Source organism: Streptomyces sp. AM6-12 (assembly GCF_044327085.1).
GTDB lineage: Bacteria > Actinomycetota > Actinomycetes > Streptomycetales > Streptomycetaceae > Streptomyces.
Window position 1 is genome coordinate 597441 of the sequence record NZ_JBIQWN010000002.1, and the last position, 16303, is coordinate 613743.

13 protein-coding genes are annotated in these 16303 nt (G+C 72.7%); 8 read left to right on the plus strand and 5 right to left on the minus strand.

What is annotated here, in order from left to right:
• Positions 1 to 97 precede the first annotated feature (97 nt).
• Positions 98 to 1756 (plus strand): MFS transporter, encoded by a 1659-nt coding sequence (locus ACE4Q9_RS31055; RefSeq protein WP_397988279.1) that lies wholly within the window; start codon positions 98 to 100, stop codon positions 1754 to 1756.
• Positions 1757 to 1761: 5 nt separating this feature from the next.
• Here ACE4Q9_RS31055 and ACE4Q9_RS31060 read toward each other — a convergent pair whose 3' ends face one another.
• The 3 genes from ACE4Q9_RS31060 to mgrA all read right to left on the minus strand — a co-directional run bounded on the left by ACE4Q9_RS31060 (position 1762) and on the right by mgrA (position 3730).
• Complete coding sequence (locus tag ACE4Q9_RS31060) at positions 1762 to 2385, minus strand: DedA family protein (protein WP_397987837.1); 624 nt, start codon at positions 2383 to 2385, stop codon at positions 1762 to 1764.
• Positions 2386 to 2426: 41 nt separating this feature from the next.
• Positions 2427 to 2579, minus strand: a complete 153-nt coding sequence (locus tag ACE4Q9_RS31065) for a hypothetical protein (RefSeq protein ID WP_397987838.1) — start codon at positions 2577 to 2579, stop codon at positions 2427 to 2429.
• 107 nt (positions 2580 to 2686) lie between these two features.
• Positions 2687 to 3730: an L-glyceraldehyde 3-phosphate reductase gene (mgrA, locus tag ACE4Q9_RS31070; protein ID WP_397987839.1), complete on the minus strand. Its 1044-nt coding sequence runs from the start codon at positions 3728 to 3730 to the stop codon at positions 2687 to 2689.
• Between the two features lie 270 nt (positions 3731 to 4000).
• On the opposite strand from mgrA, the gene ACE4Q9_RS31075 reads away from it, so the two are divergent.
• Together ACE4Q9_RS31075 and pgm are read left to right on the plus strand one after the other, a co-directional pair.
• On the plus strand, positions 4001 to 4843 hold the full coding sequence (locus ACE4Q9_RS31075) for a chitosanase (RefSeq protein ID WP_397987840.1): 843 nt from the start codon (positions 4001 to 4003) through the stop codon (positions 4841 to 4843).
• 182 nt (positions 4844 to 5025) lie between these two features.
• Entirely contained in the window at positions 5026 to 6666 is a 1641-nt protein-coding gene (gene pgm / locus ACE4Q9_RS31080; protein ID WP_397987841.1) for a phosphoglucomutase (alpha-D-glucose-1,6-bisphosphate-dependent), read from the plus strand.
• Between the two features lie 69 nt (positions 6667 to 6735).
• On the opposite strand, the gene ACE4Q9_RS31085 is transcribed toward pgm, so the two are convergent.
• Entirely contained in the window at positions 6736 to 7650 is a 915-nt protein-coding gene (locus ACE4Q9_RS31085; protein WP_397987842.1) for an SGNH/GDSL hydrolase family protein, read from the minus strand.
• A gap of 196 nt (positions 7651 to 7846) precedes the next feature.
• The gene (locus ACE4Q9_RS31090) at positions 7847 to 8092 is read right to left on the minus strand and encodes a DUF5133 domain-containing protein (protein WP_397987843.1); all 246 of its coding nucleotides are present in this window, start codon (positions 8090 to 8092) and stop codon (positions 7847 to 7849) included.
• 224 nt (positions 8093 to 8316) lie between these two features.
• Between ACE4Q9_RS31090 and ACE4Q9_RS31095 the strand changes: the two genes are divergently transcribed.
• The 5 genes from ACE4Q9_RS31095 (at position 8317) to ACE4Q9_RS31115 (ending at position 16259) form a co-directional block, all read left to right on the plus strand.
• A complete protein-coding gene (locus ACE4Q9_RS31095; RefSeq protein WP_397987844.1) occupies positions 8317 to 9924 on the plus strand; it encodes an adenosine deaminase in 1608 nt (535 codons plus the stop codon).
• A gap of 334 nt (positions 9925 to 10258) precedes the next feature.
• On the plus strand, positions 10259 to 10786 hold the full coding sequence (locus ACE4Q9_RS31100) for a hypothetical protein (RefSeq protein ID WP_397987845.1): 528 nt from the start codon (positions 10259 to 10261) through the stop codon (positions 10784 to 10786).
• 299 nt (positions 10787 to 11085) lie between these two features.
• Positions 11086 to 13245 (plus strand): hypothetical protein, encoded by a 2160-nt coding sequence (locus ACE4Q9_RS31105; RefSeq protein WP_397987846.1) that lies wholly within the window; start codon positions 11086 to 11088, stop codon positions 13243 to 13245.
• 117 nt (positions 13246 to 13362) lie between these two features.
• Positions 13363 to 14880 (plus strand): GT4 family glycosyltransferase PelF, encoded by a 1518-nt coding sequence (gene pelF, locus ACE4Q9_RS31110; protein WP_397987847.1) that lies wholly within the window; start codon positions 13363 to 13365, stop codon positions 14878 to 14880.
• Positions 14877 to 16259 carry a hypothetical protein gene (locus ACE4Q9_RS31115; RefSeq protein WP_397987848.1) on the plus strand — a complete coding sequence of 461 codons (1383 nt, stop codon included), beginning with the start codon at positions 14877 to 14879 and terminating at the stop codon, positions 16257 to 16259. Before pelF ends, ACE4Q9_RS31115 begins: the two co-directional genes overlap by 4 nt.
• Positions 16260 to 16303: the final 44 nt, after the last annotated feature.

A 16303-nucleotide genomic window follows, 5' to 3' on the forward strand; every position in this document is an offset into this window, starting at 1 on the left:
CCTCGCCCGCTCGGCCCGGCAGCGGACCACACCGCCCGGCCCCGGCTACAAGTGGGTCGCCCTGTCCAACACCACGCTCGGCGTCCTGATCGCCACGATGGACGCCTCCATCGTGATCATCTCGCTGCCGGCCATCTTCCGCGGCATCGGCCTGGACCCGCTGGCCGCGGGCAACATCGGCTATCTGCTGTGGATGATCCTCGGCTACCTGCTGGTGTCGGCCGTGCTGGTGGTGGTGCTCGGCCGGCTCGGCGACATGTTCGGCCGGGTGCGGATCTACAACCTGGGCTTCCTGGTCTTCGCCATCGCCTCCATCGCGCTGTCCCTGGACCCGTTCCGGGCCGGGGCGGGCGCGCTGTGGCTGATCCTGTGGCGGATCGTGCAGGCCTTCGGCGGCTCCATGCTCACCGCCAACTCGGCCGCGATCCTCACCGACGCCTTCCCCTCCCGGCAGCGCGGCATGGCGCTCGGCATCAACCAGATCACCGCGCTCGCCGGGCAGTTCCTCGGCCTGCTGGCCGGCGGTCTGCTGGCCGCCGTGGACTGGCGGGCCGTGTTCTGGGTGAGCGTCCCGATCAGCGTCACCGGCACCGTGTGGTCGTACCTGAGCCTGCGCGAGACCGCGGCCGGCGGGCGTGGCCGGGTCGACTGGCTCGGCAACCTCACCTTCGCCTCGGGCGCCGGCATCCTGCTCGCGGGCATCACCTACGGCATCCAGCCCTACGGCGGCCACCCCACCGGCTGGACCAACCCGCTCGTCCTCGCCGGGCTGATCGGCGGCGCCTGCCTGCTGCTCGTCTTCTGCGTGGTGGAGACCAGGGTCGCCGAGCCGATGTTCCGCCTCTCGCTGTTCAAGGTGCGGGCCTTCGCGGCGGGCAACCTCGCCGCGCTGCTGACCGCGGTCGCCCGCGGCGGGCTCCAGTTCATGCTGATCATCTGGCTCCAGGGCATCTGGCTGCCGCTGCACGGCTACGACTTCGAGGACACCCCGCTGTGGGCGGGCATCTTCATGCTGCCGCTCACCCTGGGCTTCCTGCTCGCCGGTCCCGTCTCCGGCTACCTCTCCGACCGGTTCGGCGCCCGGATCTTCTCCACCGCCGGGCTGCTGGTCGTCGCCGGCTCCTTCCTCGGGCTGCTGGCCCTGCCGGTGGACTTCGACTACGGCCCGTTCGCCGCGCTGCTGCTGCTCAACGGTCTGGGCCAGGGCATGTTCTCCTCGCCCAACACCTCCTCGATCATGGGCAGCGTGCCGGCGAGGTACCGGGGCGTGGCCTCCGGGATGCGCTCCACCTTCCAGAACTCGGGCACCGCCCTGTCCATCGGGGTGTTCTTCTCGCTGATGGTCTCCGGCCTCGCCGCGACCCTGCCGAAGACGCTGAGCAGCGGCCTGACGGCCCACGGCGTGCCCGCCGCGACCGCGCACCAGGTGGCCTCGCTGCCGCCGGTGAGCACCCTGTTCGCGACGTTCCTCGGCAACAACCCCATCGGCCATCTGCTGGCGGGCGGCACCCTGGACCACCTGACCGCCGCCCAGCGCGCCACCCTGACCGGCCACACGTTCTTCCCCGAACTGGTCTCCGGCCCCTTCCACCACGGCCTGACCATCGTCTTCAGCGTGGCCGCGGGCATGGCCCTGGTCTCCGCCGTGGCCTCCGCGTTGCGCGGCGGCCATGAGCGTGCCGGCGAGGCGCCGGGAGGCGGCGGAAGAGGGACCGCGCCCAAGGAGCCGACGCGCGGGGCGGCGCGTTCCTCCTGACCGGCTCAGCGCTCGTGGCGCCGCCGTACGACATGGCGGGCCACGAGCGCGAGCACCAGGACCGCGAGGGCCACCAGGACGTAGATCTCGTAGCGCTTGATCTGCTCGTAGACCGCGTCGATATGGCTGCCCGCCAGATAGGCCAGGGTGGTCCACAGGCCCACCCACAGGGCGGCGCCGAGGGCGTTGAAGGCGAGGAAGCGGCGCCAGTGCATGCCCGAGGTGCCCGCGACGATGCCGTTGGCCTGGCGCAGGCCCTCGATGAACCGGGCCACGGTGACGATCGCGCCGCCGTGCCGGGTGAAGAACTCCTCGGCGGCCGCGAACCGCTTCGGGGTCAGCAGGACGTACTTGCCCCAGCGGTGCACGAAGGCGCGCCCGCCGTAATGGCCGATCAGATAGCCGATGTTGTCCCCGATGACGGCCGCGGCGAACGCGATGAGCGCCACCTTCACGATGTCCAGCTCACCCGCGCCCGCGTACACCCCGGCGGCGAGCAGGATCGTCTCGCCGGGTGCCGGGATGCCGAAGTCCTCCACGAGGATCACGGCCCCCACGGCCCAGTAGCCGTAGTGGCCGAGCAGCGGCGCCAGATGGGCCAGTGGTCCGGGAAGCGGAGGGGCGGCCATGCCTCAACGGTACGGGTCCGCCGCCGACCGGGCCCCCGGGGCTACCGGGGGCCCGCCTGGCAGGCGGGGCACAGCTCGTGCTCGCCGTCGCGGCTGACGACGGTCCCCCAGCCGAGGCAGCGTTCGCAGTCGCGAGCGCGGCTCAGGTCCGGACGGGGCGGCGGGACGTGGCTGGGACGGGCTGCGTGCACCATGCGGCGAGCGGCTCCTTGCGGTGTGAGGGAGTCGTACGGATGTCCGAGTTGCCAGATTAAGTCCTATTTATCCCTCATTTTTGTGAGCTGTGTCACATTGAGGGGAGTCAATCCAGATTTCCCAGCCGGGCCTCGCGCCACAGATCCACACCGCCGTCGGTGGCGTACGTGTCGATCTCGGCCAGTTCCTCGTCGGTGAAGTCGAGGTTCTCCAGCGCGGCCACGTTCTGCTCCAGCTGCTCGGTGCGCGAGGCGCCGATGACCAGGGAGGTCACCCGCCGGTCACGCAGCGCCCAGGCGAGCGCGAGCTGGGCCAGGGTCTGCCCGCGCCGCGCGGCGATGCCGTTCAGGGCGCGCAGCCGGCGCAGCACGTCCTCGGTCAGCCAGGAGCGGTCGAACGACGCGCCGCGCGCGGCCCGCGAGTCCGCCGGCACGCCGTCCAGGTAGCGGCCGGTCAGCAGGCCCTGGGCGAGCGCCGTGAAGCCGATGACCCCGAACCCCTCCTCCTGCGCCACGTCCAGCAGGCCCTCGGTCTCGATCCAGCGGTTGAACATGTTGTACGACGGCTGGTGGATCAGCAGCGGGGTGCCGAGCTCGCGCAGGATCGCGGTGGCCTGCCGGGTGCGCTCGGCGTCGTAGGAGGAGATGCCGACGTAGAGCGCCTTGCCCTGGCGCACGGCCGTGTCGAGGGCGCCCATCGTCTCCTCCAGCGGCGTGCTCGCGTCCAGCCGGTGGGAGTAGAAGATGTCCACGTAGTCCACGCCCATCCGGCGCAGCGACTGGTCCAGCGAGGCCAGCAGGTACTTGCGGGAGCCGCCGCCCTGCCCGTAGGGGCCCGGCCACATGTCCCAGCCCGCCTTGGTGGAGATCACCAGCTCGTCGCGGTACGGCGCGAGGTCCCGCCGCATCAGCCGGCCGAAGTTGGCCTCCGCCGAGCCGTAGGGCGGGCCGTAGTTGTTCGCGAGATCGTGGTGGGTGATCCCCAGGTCGAAGGCGCGCAGGGCGATCTCGCGCTGGGTCTCGAAGGCGCGGTCGTCGCCGAAGTTGTGCCAGTAGCCCAGGGACAGGACCGGCAGGTCGAGGCCCGAGCGGCCGGTGCGCCGGTACTGCATGGTGCCGTCGTAGCGAGCGGGGTCCGCGACGTAGGTCATCGGGTGATCTCCGGGTGGTGCGGTACGGGTGCCCCCCGAGGTGCGAGGGGGTCCGTCCACCCTGCGCCGAGGTGATCCATAAGTCCAATCGCGCAGCCGGATCGAATTGAGCGGTCCCGCTTCTGAATGCGGGACTGTCCGATCCTACGAATTTCACACGGGCCGGGTTACCGGCCGCTCCCAGCTCTGATAGGAAACTTTCCTACCAGTACAGCAGCGCTCCTTCGTACTGGCCCAACTCGCCACCCCCCACCCCTCTTTGGAGCCCCAGTGGTGCACGCACACCGCGAATCAGCGGCCCCCGCCCGACTCTCCCGCCGTACCCTCGTCGCCGCGCTCGGCGCCGTGGCCGCCGGTGCCGCGCTCGGCATCCCGCGCGCCACCGCGGCACAGGCCGTCACCGCCGCCGGCCTCGACGATCCCGCGGAGAAGGAGATCGCGATGAAGCTGGTGTCGAGCGCGGAGAACTCCTCGCTCGACTGGAAGGCCCAGTACAAGTACATCGAGGACATCGGCGACGGCCGCGGCTACACCGCCGGCATCATCGGCTTCTGCTCCGGCACCGGCGACATGCTCGACCTCGTCCAGCTCTACGCCGACCGCAAGCCAGGCAACGTCCTCGCGAAGTACCTGCCCGCGCTGCGCAAGGTGAACGGCAGCGACTCGCACTCCGGACTCGACCCCGACTTCCCCAAGGACTGGCGCAAGGCCGCGCAGGACGCGGTGTTCCAGAAGTGCCAGGACGACGAACGCGACCGCGTCTACTTCGACCCCGCCGTCGCCCAGGGCAAGGCCGACAAACTGCGCGCCCTCGGCCAGTTCTGCTACTACGACGCCATCGTGATGCACGGCGACGGCGACGACCCCACGAGCTTCCGCAACATCCGGGGGCGCGCCCTGCGCACCGCCAAGCCCCCGGCGCAGGGCGGCGACGAGACGGCGTACCTGAACGCCTTCCTCGACGCCCGTGTCTGGGCCATGAAGCAGGAGGAGGCCCACAGCGACACCACCCGCGTCGACACCGAGCAGCGGGTCTTCCTGCGCAAGGGCAACCTCGACCTGAAGACGCCGCTCGACTGGAAGGTGTACGGCGACAGTTACCACATCGGCTGACGGGGCGTCGCGTGTCGCGCCGCGCGGCCGGCGGAGCCCGCGGCGCGGCGCGCGGCCGTACCGCGCGCGGCGAACGTGGCGCGGTCACGCCGCCCCGGTCCGCGCGGACTCGCGTGGCAGCGCCCTGACGAGGAAAGATGGACGTCAGCGAGTGACCGAAACCGATGCGGAGGAACGCACTCATGGCGCACGAGCGAGCCGGCCGGCCGGCCGGCCCCGAGGATCTTGTCGATGTGGCGAGGCTGGTCACGGCGTACTACGCGCTGCACCCGGACCCGGCCGACCCGGCCCAGCGGGTGGCTTTCGGCACCTCGGGGCACCGGGGCTCCTCCCTGGCGAGCGCCTTCAACGAGGACCACATCGCCGCCACCAGCCAGGCCATCTGCGAGTACCGCGCCGGGCAGGGCATCGACGGTCCGCTGTTCCTGGGCGCCGACACTCACGCCCTGTCGGAGCCCGCGCGGGTCACCGCGCTGGAGGTGTTCGCGGCCAACGGCGTGACCGTGCTCATCGACAGCGCGGACGGCTACACGCCCACCCCCGCCGTCTCGCACGCCATCCTCACCCACAACCGGGGCCGCACCACGGGGCTCGCCGACGGCGTGGTCGTGACCCCCTCGCACAACCCGCCCGCCGACGGCGGCTTCAAGTACAACCCGCCGAGCGGCGGCCCGGCCGCCTCCGACGCCACCTCCTGGATCCAGGACCGCGCCAACGAGATCATCACCGGCGGCCTGAAGGACGTACGACGGCTGCCGTACACCCGCGCCCTCGCCGCGGACACCACCGGCCGCTACGACTTCCTCGGCACCTACGTCGACGACCTGCCGAGCGTCCTCGACCTGGACGCGGTCCGCGCGTCCGGGGTGCGTATCGGCGCCGACCCGCTCGGCGGCGCCTCCGTCGCCTACTGGGGCCGGATCGCCGAGCGGCACCGCATCGACCTCACGGTGGTCAATCCGCACACCGACCCCACCTGGCGGTTCATGACGCTGGACTGGGACGGCCGGATCCGCATGGACTGCTCCTCGCCCTACGCGATGGCCTCGCTGATCGAGCAGCGCGCCGCCTACCGCATCGCCACCGGCAACGACGCCGACGCCGACCGGCACGGCATCGTCACCCCGGACGCGGGCCTGATGAACCCCAACCACTACCTCGCGGTCGCCATCGACTACCTCTACCGGCACCGCGAGCAGTGGTCCGCGGACGCGGGCGTCGGCAAGACCCTGGTGTCCTCCACCATGATCGACCGGGTCGCCGCCGACCTCGGCCGTCGCCTGGTCGAAGTGCCCGTCGGCTTCAAGTGGTTCGTGGACGGCCTGATCGGCGGCGACCTCGGCTTCGGCGGCGAGGAGTCGGCCGGCGCCTCCTTCCTGCGCCGGGACGGCTCGGTGTGGACCACCGACAAGGACGGCATCATCCTCGCCCTGCTCGCCTCCGAGATCACCGCCGTCACGGACAAGACCCCGTCCGAGCACTACGCGGCCCTGACCGCCCGCTTCGGCGAGCCCGCGTACGCCCGCATCGACGCCCCCGCCACCCGCGAACAGAAGGCGCTGCTCGGCACGTTGTCGCCCGCCCAGGTCACCGCGGACACCCTCGCCGGGGAGCCGGTCACCGCCGTGCTCACCGAGGCGCCCGGCAACGGCGCGGCCATCGGCGGCATCAAGGTCACCACCGAGAACGCCTGGTTCGCGGCCCGCCCCTCGGGCACCGAGGACGTCTACAAGGTCTACGCCGAGTCCTTCCTCGGCGTAGACCACCTGGCGCGGGTGCAGGAGGAGGCGCAGGGCGTGGTGCGCGGCGCCCTGGGCGGCTGAGCGACGGCCCCTTCCCGGACGCGGGTCGCGGCGGCCCCCGGCGGTGCGCGGAGGCCGCCGCGGCGGGGCTCAGCGGTGTCCGGAGCCGCCCGCCAGCCGGTGCAGGACCGCCCCCGCCATGGCCTGCTCGCCCAGCGCGTTGGGGTGCGCGGGGGCCGCGGGCGCGGCCGGCTGGAGCGGCTCGATCCAGCGGTCCGCGGGCGCCTTGCACATGTCGTGGCCGACCGTCGGACCGTAGGTGTCCACGTAGGCGGCGCGGTTGTGCGCGGCCACCGTCCGCAGCATCGCGTTCAGCCGTTTCTCGGTGTCCCGCAGATAGGCGAAGTCGCCCTGCGCGAAAGGTACTTGAGGGAAGCAGCCCACACCGTCGTCGGGCAGCAGATCGGGATAGCCGACGAGCAGGACCCTGGCGTGCGGCGCCCGCGCGCGCACGGCCCGCAGCACCTTGGTGATCTTCGGCGCGGTCTGCCGCACCGCCAGGGCCGACGCGTCCTGCCCGGACGCCCCGTAGGAGCGCTGGCACGGGTTGCCCGCCGGATCCTTCGCGCCGAGCCGGGCGCAGGTGGCGATGATGGTGCCGAACCCGACGTCATTGCCGCCGATCTGGAGCGACACCAGGTCGGTATGCCGTGACACGGCGTCCAGCTGCGGCGGGTTGGTGCCCTGTGCCTGCCACATCTGCGCGGTCGTCGCGCCCGAGCAACTGGCGTCGGTGAACGCGGCCGCCCCCGCCCGGCGCGCCACCAGCGAGGGGTAATTCCGGTTGGAGCGGGCGCAGTTGGCGTCCACCTGGGTGGGTATGCCGGGGCCCGAGGTGTAGGAGTCGCCCAGCGCCACGTATGCGAGGCGGTGGGCGTGGCCCGCCGGGTGCGCGGCGGCCGGTGTCGCGGCGGCCACCAGGGCACAGCCGGCCGCCGCCGACGCCAGCACCGCGGGCCGCCGCCGGGCTCTCGTCCCGTCCGCCGGGCGTCTGTCGTCGGTCATCGTCCCCCCTGGAACCGGTACTCAGCGCGGACGGCGGCGCCTTCGAGCGGCCCTCACGCGATTGACCGGTTCTGTATACCGCCCGGTAGGTCCCGCCGACCAGAAGCGGGAGCCCGCGACTTCGGGGGAGTGCGGCGGGGGGAGCCGCCGACTGGGGGACGGTGCGGCGCCGACGCGCCCAACTCCCGCCTCGGTCTCAGGCGACGGCCGGGGCCGGACCCTGGAGCAGGGAGTCGTCCTCCGGGCGGGCCCCGGACAGCCGGTGACGTGCCGCGACCAGCGCCATGTCGACATCCCGCGTCCCGGTGGCCACGCACAGCGTGTAGGAGACGTCCGCGAGCCGCTGCCGCGCCCCCGGAGTGCTCTCCTCCGCGCCGAGCAGCGTGAGGGTCTCGTACTGGGCGATGAGGTCCTTCAGTACAGCGGGGTGTGCCATCAGCATGGGGTCGGCCTCCTGGTAAGTCGCCGCCGGTGCACGACGTTCGCAAGCGCGACTACCCGCGCCGCCGCCCGGCATGCCACCCCCGTACTCCCCGGCCCCTCGCGCGCCCCCCGCACCGTCCGTTACCGGACAGGGAACCGGATGTGTCACCCGCACGGGTGCTCTCCGGCCGGTATGCGCCGGTCGCGCACCCGCCGCCGTACTCCTTCGCTGATCATGCCCCTGTGAGTCTGCACACCCGAAATGCCGTACCGCGCCGGGTCGTTCCGGCCGTGCTCGGCACCCTCAGCGTCCTGTCCCTGCTGTCCGCCCTGCCCGCCGCCGCGCAGCCCGCGCGCCCGGCGGCCCGGCCCGCCGCGCCGCCGTCCCGGCAGGCCACGGCCGCCGAGGCGCGCACCGACGCCTACCTCCGCTCGGTCAAGGACCGGCCCGCGGCCCTGCGGGCGTTCTTCCGGCAGCTCCCCAAGGGCGGAGACCTGCACAACCACCTCTCCGGAGCGGTGAACACCGACTACCTCGTCGAGCTGGCCGCCGAGGACGGCCTGTGCGTCGACGCGACGATGACCGCCGTCGCCCCGCCCTGCGGCCCCGGCACCCGCCCCGCCGCCGACGCCCGCACCGACCGTGCCTTCCACGAGGCGATCGTGCGCGCCTGGTCCATGCAGGACTTCCCGCCCGGCGAGAACGGGCACGACCACTTCTTCGACACCTTCGGCAAGTTCGGCGAGGTCACCTGGCGGCACCGGGGCAAGCTGCTCGCGCAGGTCGCCGACACGGTCGTGGCCAACAACCAGTCGTACCTGGAGACGATGGTCACCCCCGCCTCCGACGGCGCCAAGCAACTCGCCGACCAGGTCGGCTGGGACGCCGACCTCGCCGCCCTGCACCGCAAGCTGGCCGCGGGCGGCAAGCTGGACAAGCTCGTCGCGAACGCCCGCAAGGAGGCCGATGACGGTGACGCCGAGTTCCGCGCCACCGAGCACTGCGGCACCTCGCGGGCCCGGCCGGCCTGCGGGCTCACCGTCCGCTGGATCTCCCAGGCGTCCCGCGGCAGTTCACCGGTGCGGGTCTTCACCCAGCTGGACCTCGGCATGCGACTGGCCGAGGCGGACCCGCGGTTCGTCGCCGTCAACCTGGTGCAGCCCGAGGACTGGGACAGCTCGCTGGCGAACTACAGCCTCCAGATGCGCATGGTCGGCTATCTGCGCACCGTGTACCCGAAGGCCCATGTCACCCTGCACGCGGGCGAGTTGTGGCCCGGGCTGGTCAAGCCCGAGGCGCTGAAGTTCCATATCGCCCAGGCCGTCGACGTCGCGCACACCGAGCGCGTCGGACACGGTGTCGACCTGGTCCACGAGGACGACTGGCAGCGCACCGCCCGCACCATGGCGGACCGGCAGATCGCCGTCGAGGTGCCCTTCTCCAGCAACGCGCAGATCCTCGGCGTCAAGGGCGCCGAGCACCCCTTCACCACGTACCGCCGCTACGGCGTCCCGGTCGTCCTCGCCACCGACGACCCCGGCGTCTCGCGCATCGACATCAGCCACGAGTACCAGTACGCCGCCGCCACCTACGGCCTCGGCTACCCGGAGCTGAAGGACCTGGCCCGCGCCTCCCTCCAGTACGCCTTCCTGCCCGGCGCCAGCCTGTGGCAGGGCAACCCCACCGCGCGGGGCTACCACCCGGTCGCGGCCTGCCGCGCCGAGACCCCCGGACAGCCCGTGCGCGGCGCGGCCTGCCGGCGGCTCCTCGCCGGCAGCGCCAGGGCGCGCCTGGAATGGCGCCAGGAGGCCGCCTTCGCGGCGTTCGAGCGGGCACACGCCCGCGGGTGACGCGGGTACGGCCGCGCCGGTCCTCGAGCAGGGGACCGGCGCGGCCGGAATTCACCGATTGGCCGGGAAGTGCGCCCGCACATGACCGGATGACCTGGTTCCGCGCGCGAGCCCAGGGCGGGTCCTCGCCATTACCCCGGCTTTGCGCCGACGTTTCCGGCCACACCACGCACCTCCGCCGTCACCGCCTGTACCGTGCGGGGATGCTCCCTCCGGAAGGTCGTCACATGGTCATCACATTGCCTTCACTTGGCGACCGCTTTCGGCCGATCGCGCTCCGGGAGCCCATGACGGGGCAGACGCCGCGCGCGCCCCGCGCCTAGCCTCCCGGCCCATGCGATCACCTCTGCTGAGACGCCTCGGTCTCACCGCCGTCCTCGCCGTCGTCCTCGCCGTCTTCGGCTTCAGCTCCCTGGCCAGCGCCGACCCGAACCCCGCGGCCCTCACCTTCAGCGCCGACAACGCCACCACCACCCCCGGCGGTTCGGTCAAGCTCTCGATGACGCTGACCAACAACAAGACGTACGACGTCCTGTTCGTGTACCAGACGATCGACCCGACCTGGCTGACCACCCAGCGTCCGGACCTCAAGTACAGCTTCGCCGGCTGCACCCTGGCCGCCGCCGACGGCACCAGCACCCCCTGCTCCGGCACCGGCCCGACCAACCTCGGCACCAACTACGGCGCCACCATCCCGCCCGGCCAGAGCCGTACCGTCACCCTGACCCTCCAGGTCGCCGCCGACTCCGGTTGCAACGGCAACATCGGCTTCTACTCGTACTTCTACGCCGAGTTCAGCGACGGCACCAACTACAGCGGCGGCCCCGTCTACACGCCCGAGACGCGCGTGCTCTGTTCCTGACGGCCCGCCGCGCACCCCGCGGCGGCCGGCGCCCGGCCCGGCGGACCCGACGGTCCGCCGGGTGAGACCGGGCATGACGGGAAAAAGCTCAATCGGGTTGTGTCACAAGGCAGTTGGATACCCGCCATTTTCCGTCAGGTTTCGTGACCCGACCACAAAAGCTACACACATCCATCACTATGTGACGCGACGGATGCACGCCGACCGGCTTCTGAGGGGGACGCCGGCGGCGTGCGAGGGGGTGCGTCCGCTCCATGCGAGCCGTGCTCACCCCTGTCCGGGGAGGGGAACTTCACCGCATGAAGCGGACCATCGGCACCACCGCGCTCACGGTGGGCGCGCTCATCACCGCACTCGGCCTCCAGGCCGGACCGGCCCAGGCCGACAGCGGCACACCACGCATCGACCTCAGAGTCCTGGTGGTGAGCGACGGCGGGCCGGCCACCGACGCCATCGCCGCCGAACTCACTTCGGAAGGAACGCCGTTCACCGAGGTCGACCTGACCAGCGCGGGCCGGCCCACCATCGACGCCGGCTTCCTCGCCGACACCGTGGGCGGCCGGCCCCGCGCCAAGTACCAGGCCGTCGTCCTGCCCAACGACAACCCGTTCGCCTCCGGCAGTGCCGAGATGAGCGCACTCGCCGCCTACGAGCAGACGTACGGCATCCCGCAGGTGGACGCCTACACCTACGCCCGCCCCCAGGCCGGGCTCCAGGTCCCGACCTCCGGCGGCTACTCCGGCAGCGTCGACGGCGTCCAGGCCCAGGTCACCGACGCGGGCAAGGCGGGTCCCTTCGACTACCTCAAGGGCGCCGTGCCCTTCGAGGACAACTCGCCCACCGTGGGCGAGAGTTACGCCTACCTGTCGACGCCCGCGCCCGGCGCCGACTTCACCCCGTACGTCCAGGCGACCATCCCCGGCACCACCACCCAGGGCTCCCTCGTCGGCGAGTACCGGCACGACGGGCGGCGCGAGCTGGTCATCACCTTCGTCTACAACCAGTACCAGCAGCAGTTCCGGCTGCTGGCGCGCGGCATCGTGGACTGGATGACCGGCGGGGTGCACCTCGGCGCCTCCCGCAACTACTTCGCCGTGCACGTGGACGACGTGTTCGCGGCCGACGACCGCTGGGACACCCAGCTCAACTGCACGCCCGGCGACGTCGACTGCACCAACAGCTCCGGCACGCCCAACCCGATCCGGATGACCCCGGCGGACGTCGACTACGCCGTCGCCTGGGAGCAGAGCCACGGCTTCACCCTCGACCTCGCCTTCAACGGCTCCGGCAGCGTCGACCAGCGCGAGGACAACAACGGCGTCGACCAGCTCGCCGACAAACTCATCGCCGACCGCAACCAGTTCCGCTGGATCAACCACACCTACACGCACGCCTTCCTCGGCTGCGAGCAGGACACCACCGTGGTCCCGTGGAAGTGCGAGACCAACCCCGACGGCAGCACCCAGTGGGTCAGTCGGCAGACCATCGACGACGAGATCGCCAACAACCGCGCCTGGGGCGAGGTCAACGGACTCCCCCTCGACAACAGCGAATTGGTGACCGGTGAACACTCCGGCCTGCTGATCCTGCCGCAACAGCCCCAGGACAACCCCAACCTGGCACCCGCGCTCACCGACAGCGGCGTCAAATGGCTCGGCGCGGACGCCTCCCGCGACCCCGCCCAGCGCCAGGTCGGCCCCGCCGCCACCGTCGCCCGCTACCCGATGAACGTCTTCTACAACGCGGGCCATGCCTCCGAAGAGGTCGACGAGTACAACTGGCTCTACACCAGCCGCGCCCAGGGCGGCAGCGGCCTGTGCGAGGACAACCCCGCGACCACCACCTGCATGCCCGCCCCGCTGGACACCGGCACCGGCTACCAGGACTACATCGTGCCGCTGGAGACCCGCATCGACCTCGGCCATGTGCTCTCCAACGACCCCAAGCCGCACTTCATCCACCAGTCCAACCTCGCCGAGGACCGCATCGCCTACCCGGTACTCGACGGCGTCCTCGACGGCTACAACAGCCTCTTCGCCGCCAACACCCCGCTGGTGAACCTGCGGATGAAGGACATCGGCACCGAACTCCAGCGCCGCACCGCCTGGACCGCTGCCCTGAACGCCGGCCAGGTCACCGCCTACCGCATCGGCAACACGGTCACCGTGCAGGCCCCCAGCGGTACGTACACCAACGCCACCCTGCCCACCGGCAGCAGGCTGGGCACCGGCGCTTTCGGCAGCGCGTACGCAGGTGAGCTGTCCGGCTGGACCGCCGCCACCGGCACCCCGCTCACCTTCACCCTGCCTGCCACCGGGGCCGCCGCCACACCGGGCACCCACGGCCACACCCACCAGGCGGCCACTGCGCCGGCCCCGCGCACCAAGCTCCCCAAGGGCGTCACCCACCAGATCCCGTACACCCCGCGGCACCAGGGCGGCCACTCCCCGAAGCACTGAACGCGCACCGACCCAAGGGCCCGTCCGACACCCTCGGGCGGGCCCCGGATCCCGGCCGCCACGACGCGGCCGGGATGCGCACGACCACCCCACAACTGAGGCCGTGGAGCCCGATCGATGCACGTTCACCACGGTGCGCGCCGCCCCGCCGCGGCGCACGTCACCCTGCTCACCGAAGGCACCTACCCGCACAGCCACGGCGGCGTCAGCGTGTGGTGCGACCAGCTCGTCCAGGGCATGCCCGACCTGGACTTCGACGTCATCGCCGTCACCGGCACCGGGCGCGAACCCGTCGTCTGGGACCTGCCCGCCCAGGTCCGGCAGGTCCTCTCCGTCCCCATGTGGGGCGAGCCGCCCGCGGGCCGCCCGCCCCGCGGCCGCGTCCTGGCCCGGCTCGCCGCCGCCTACGAACGCTTCCTCACCGCGCTCCTCGACCCCCGCGCCGAGGACCAGTTCCCGCCCGCCCTGTACCTGCTGGCGCGGGCCGCCGCCGACGGGACGCTGAGCCCGTTCCTGCGCGGCGACCGGGCCGTCGCCCTGCTCGCCGCCGTGTGGAACCGGCCGGGGCTCGCCGTGCGCGAGGCGCGCCCCACCCTGCACGACGCGGTCACCGCCACCGCCCTGCTGGAACACGCCCTGCGCCCGCTCGCCGCGCCCGCGCCCCGGCACGGCGTGGCCCACGCGGTCAGCGGGGGAGTGGCCGTACTGCCCGGACTCGCCGCCCTCGACCGGCACGGGGTGCCGCTGCTGCTCACCGAGCACGGCGTCTACCTGCGCGAACGCTACCTCGGCTACCGCACCGCCCCCTACCGCTGGCCGGTGAAGGCCCTCGTCCTCGGCTTCTTCCGGCTGCTCGCCGGGGAGAGCTACCGCAAAGCCGCCCTGATCACCCCCGGCAACCGCTACAACCGGCTCTGGGAGGAGCAGGGCGGCGCCGACCCGAAGGCCATCCGCACCGTCTACAACGGCGTGGACCCGGCCGCCTTCCCGCCCGCCGGACCCGAACCCGGCACCCCCACCCTCAGCTGGGCCGGCCGGGTCGATCCCATCAAGGACCTGGAGACCCTCATACGCGCGTTCGCCCTCGTCAGGGCCCGGATACCCGAGGCCCGGCTGCGGCTGTTCGGCGGCACGCCTCGCGGCGGCGAGGCCTACCGGGAGCGCTGTGCCGCGCTGGCGGCCGAGCTGGGCCATGCCGACGCCGTCGCCTTCGAGGGCCGCGTCGAGGACATCAAGGACGCCTACGCGGCCGGGAACGTCGTGATGCTCTCCAGCATCAGCGAGGGCTTCCCGTTCACCCTCATCGAGGCCATGTCCTGCGGCCGGGCCACCGTCTCCACCGATGTCGGCGGGGTGCGCGAGGCGGTGGGCGACACCGGTCTCGTCGTACCACCGCGCGACCCCGGACGGATGGCCGCGGCCGCCCTGGAACTGCTCGGCGACGGCGACCGGCGCCGGGCGATGGGGGAGGCCGCGCGAATACGGGTGATCGAACAGTTCACCCTGCGGCAGACCATCGACACCTTCCGCTCCATATACCTCGAACTCCCCTACGAGACACGTGAGTTCACTATCCCGTCCGCACCGGCGCGCGAGCCCGGACGCCGGACCGCCGCGGGGAGCCTGGCCGGATGAGCGGACCCATGGCCCTGGAACCCGGCGGCGCCGAACAGGACACCCTCGCCCTGCGGCTCGCCCGCCCCGACGACCGCACCCTGTCCCTGCGGCTGCCCGGCCACGGCACCGACGAGGCGGCCGTCAGCCTGCTGGCCGCCGAACTCGCCGACCGCGTCGGCCCGGCCGTCCACCCCTACGAGGTCGCCGCCCTGCTGGAGGCCGAGGGCCTCACCGCCGAGACGATCAAGGACCGGTACGGCCACCCGAACCTGTTCTCGCTCGCCACCGCCCTCTACGAGCAGGTGCCCCGCACCTTCCCCGAGCCCGCGCCGGCCGCCGACCCCTGGCGTCCCGACCACGTCCGCTGCCTGCTGCGCGGGCTGCTCTTCGCCCTGCCGGGCCTCGCCTACCCGCTCACCGCACCCCTGTGGCACCCCGGCCGGCACGCCGCCGCGCTGATCCTCGCGGGCCTGGTCTCCTGGGCCTGGGGCCAGGGACTCGGCCACCGCGCCCACGTGCGCAAGGCCACTGGACCGCGCGAGGCCGCCCGCACCCTGGCGGCCGGCGCGCCCCTGGGCGCCGTACTCGCCACCGCCCTCGCCGTGCCGCTCACCGGCGGCGGCCAAGTCCTGTTCGCCGTCGCCGCCCAGTCGCTCTACCTCGCCGCCGCGGGCGTCCTGCTGGTCCTGGCGCGGGAGAGGACACTGCTCGCCGCACTGAGCCCGCTGCTCGCGGGCGCCGCCTGCCTGCTGCGCTGGCACCCCGGCGGCGCGCTCCGCCTCGGCCTGCCCCTGCTGGCGCTGCTCGCCACCCTCGCCGTCACCGCGGACGCCCTGCGCCGCCTGCTCAAGGAGCCCGGCGCCGACGGCGGCCGGCGGCCTCCGATGCGCTGGTCGCTGCCGTACGGCCTGTTCGGGCTGGCCGCCGGGCTGCTGGTGCTGCTCGAAGGGCGCCGGGAGCCGTACGCGGTGATCGTGCTGACCCTCAGCATGGGCCCCGCCGAATGGCTGCTCTACCGCTACCGGGGCCTGTCCGTCGCCGCCCTGCGCGCCACCGCCACCCCCGCCGGCTTCCTGCTGCGCTCCACCGGCGTCCTCGCCCTGTGCCTGCTCGGCTACCTGCTGCCGCTGTTGCCCGCCGCGTACCTCACCGGCGCCCCGCCGGCCCCCCTGCTGCTGCTCGCGGCCACCCTGTGGACCGCGCTGCTCCTCCAGGCGTTCGGAACCGCCTGGCCGCCCGCCGCGATCTGCCTGGCCGCCGCGGGCGCGGCCGGCGCGGTCACCGCGCTGCGCCTGCCACCCGGCCCTGCCGCCCTGCCGCTCGCCTGCGCGGCCGCCGTGCCGTGTCTCCTGGCGTGCGCGCTGCGGCTGCTCGGCCGCCCGGCCCGGCACGCCTGAACCAGAACCTCCTTTCTTCCTCGACTCACTGGAAGGACCAACCA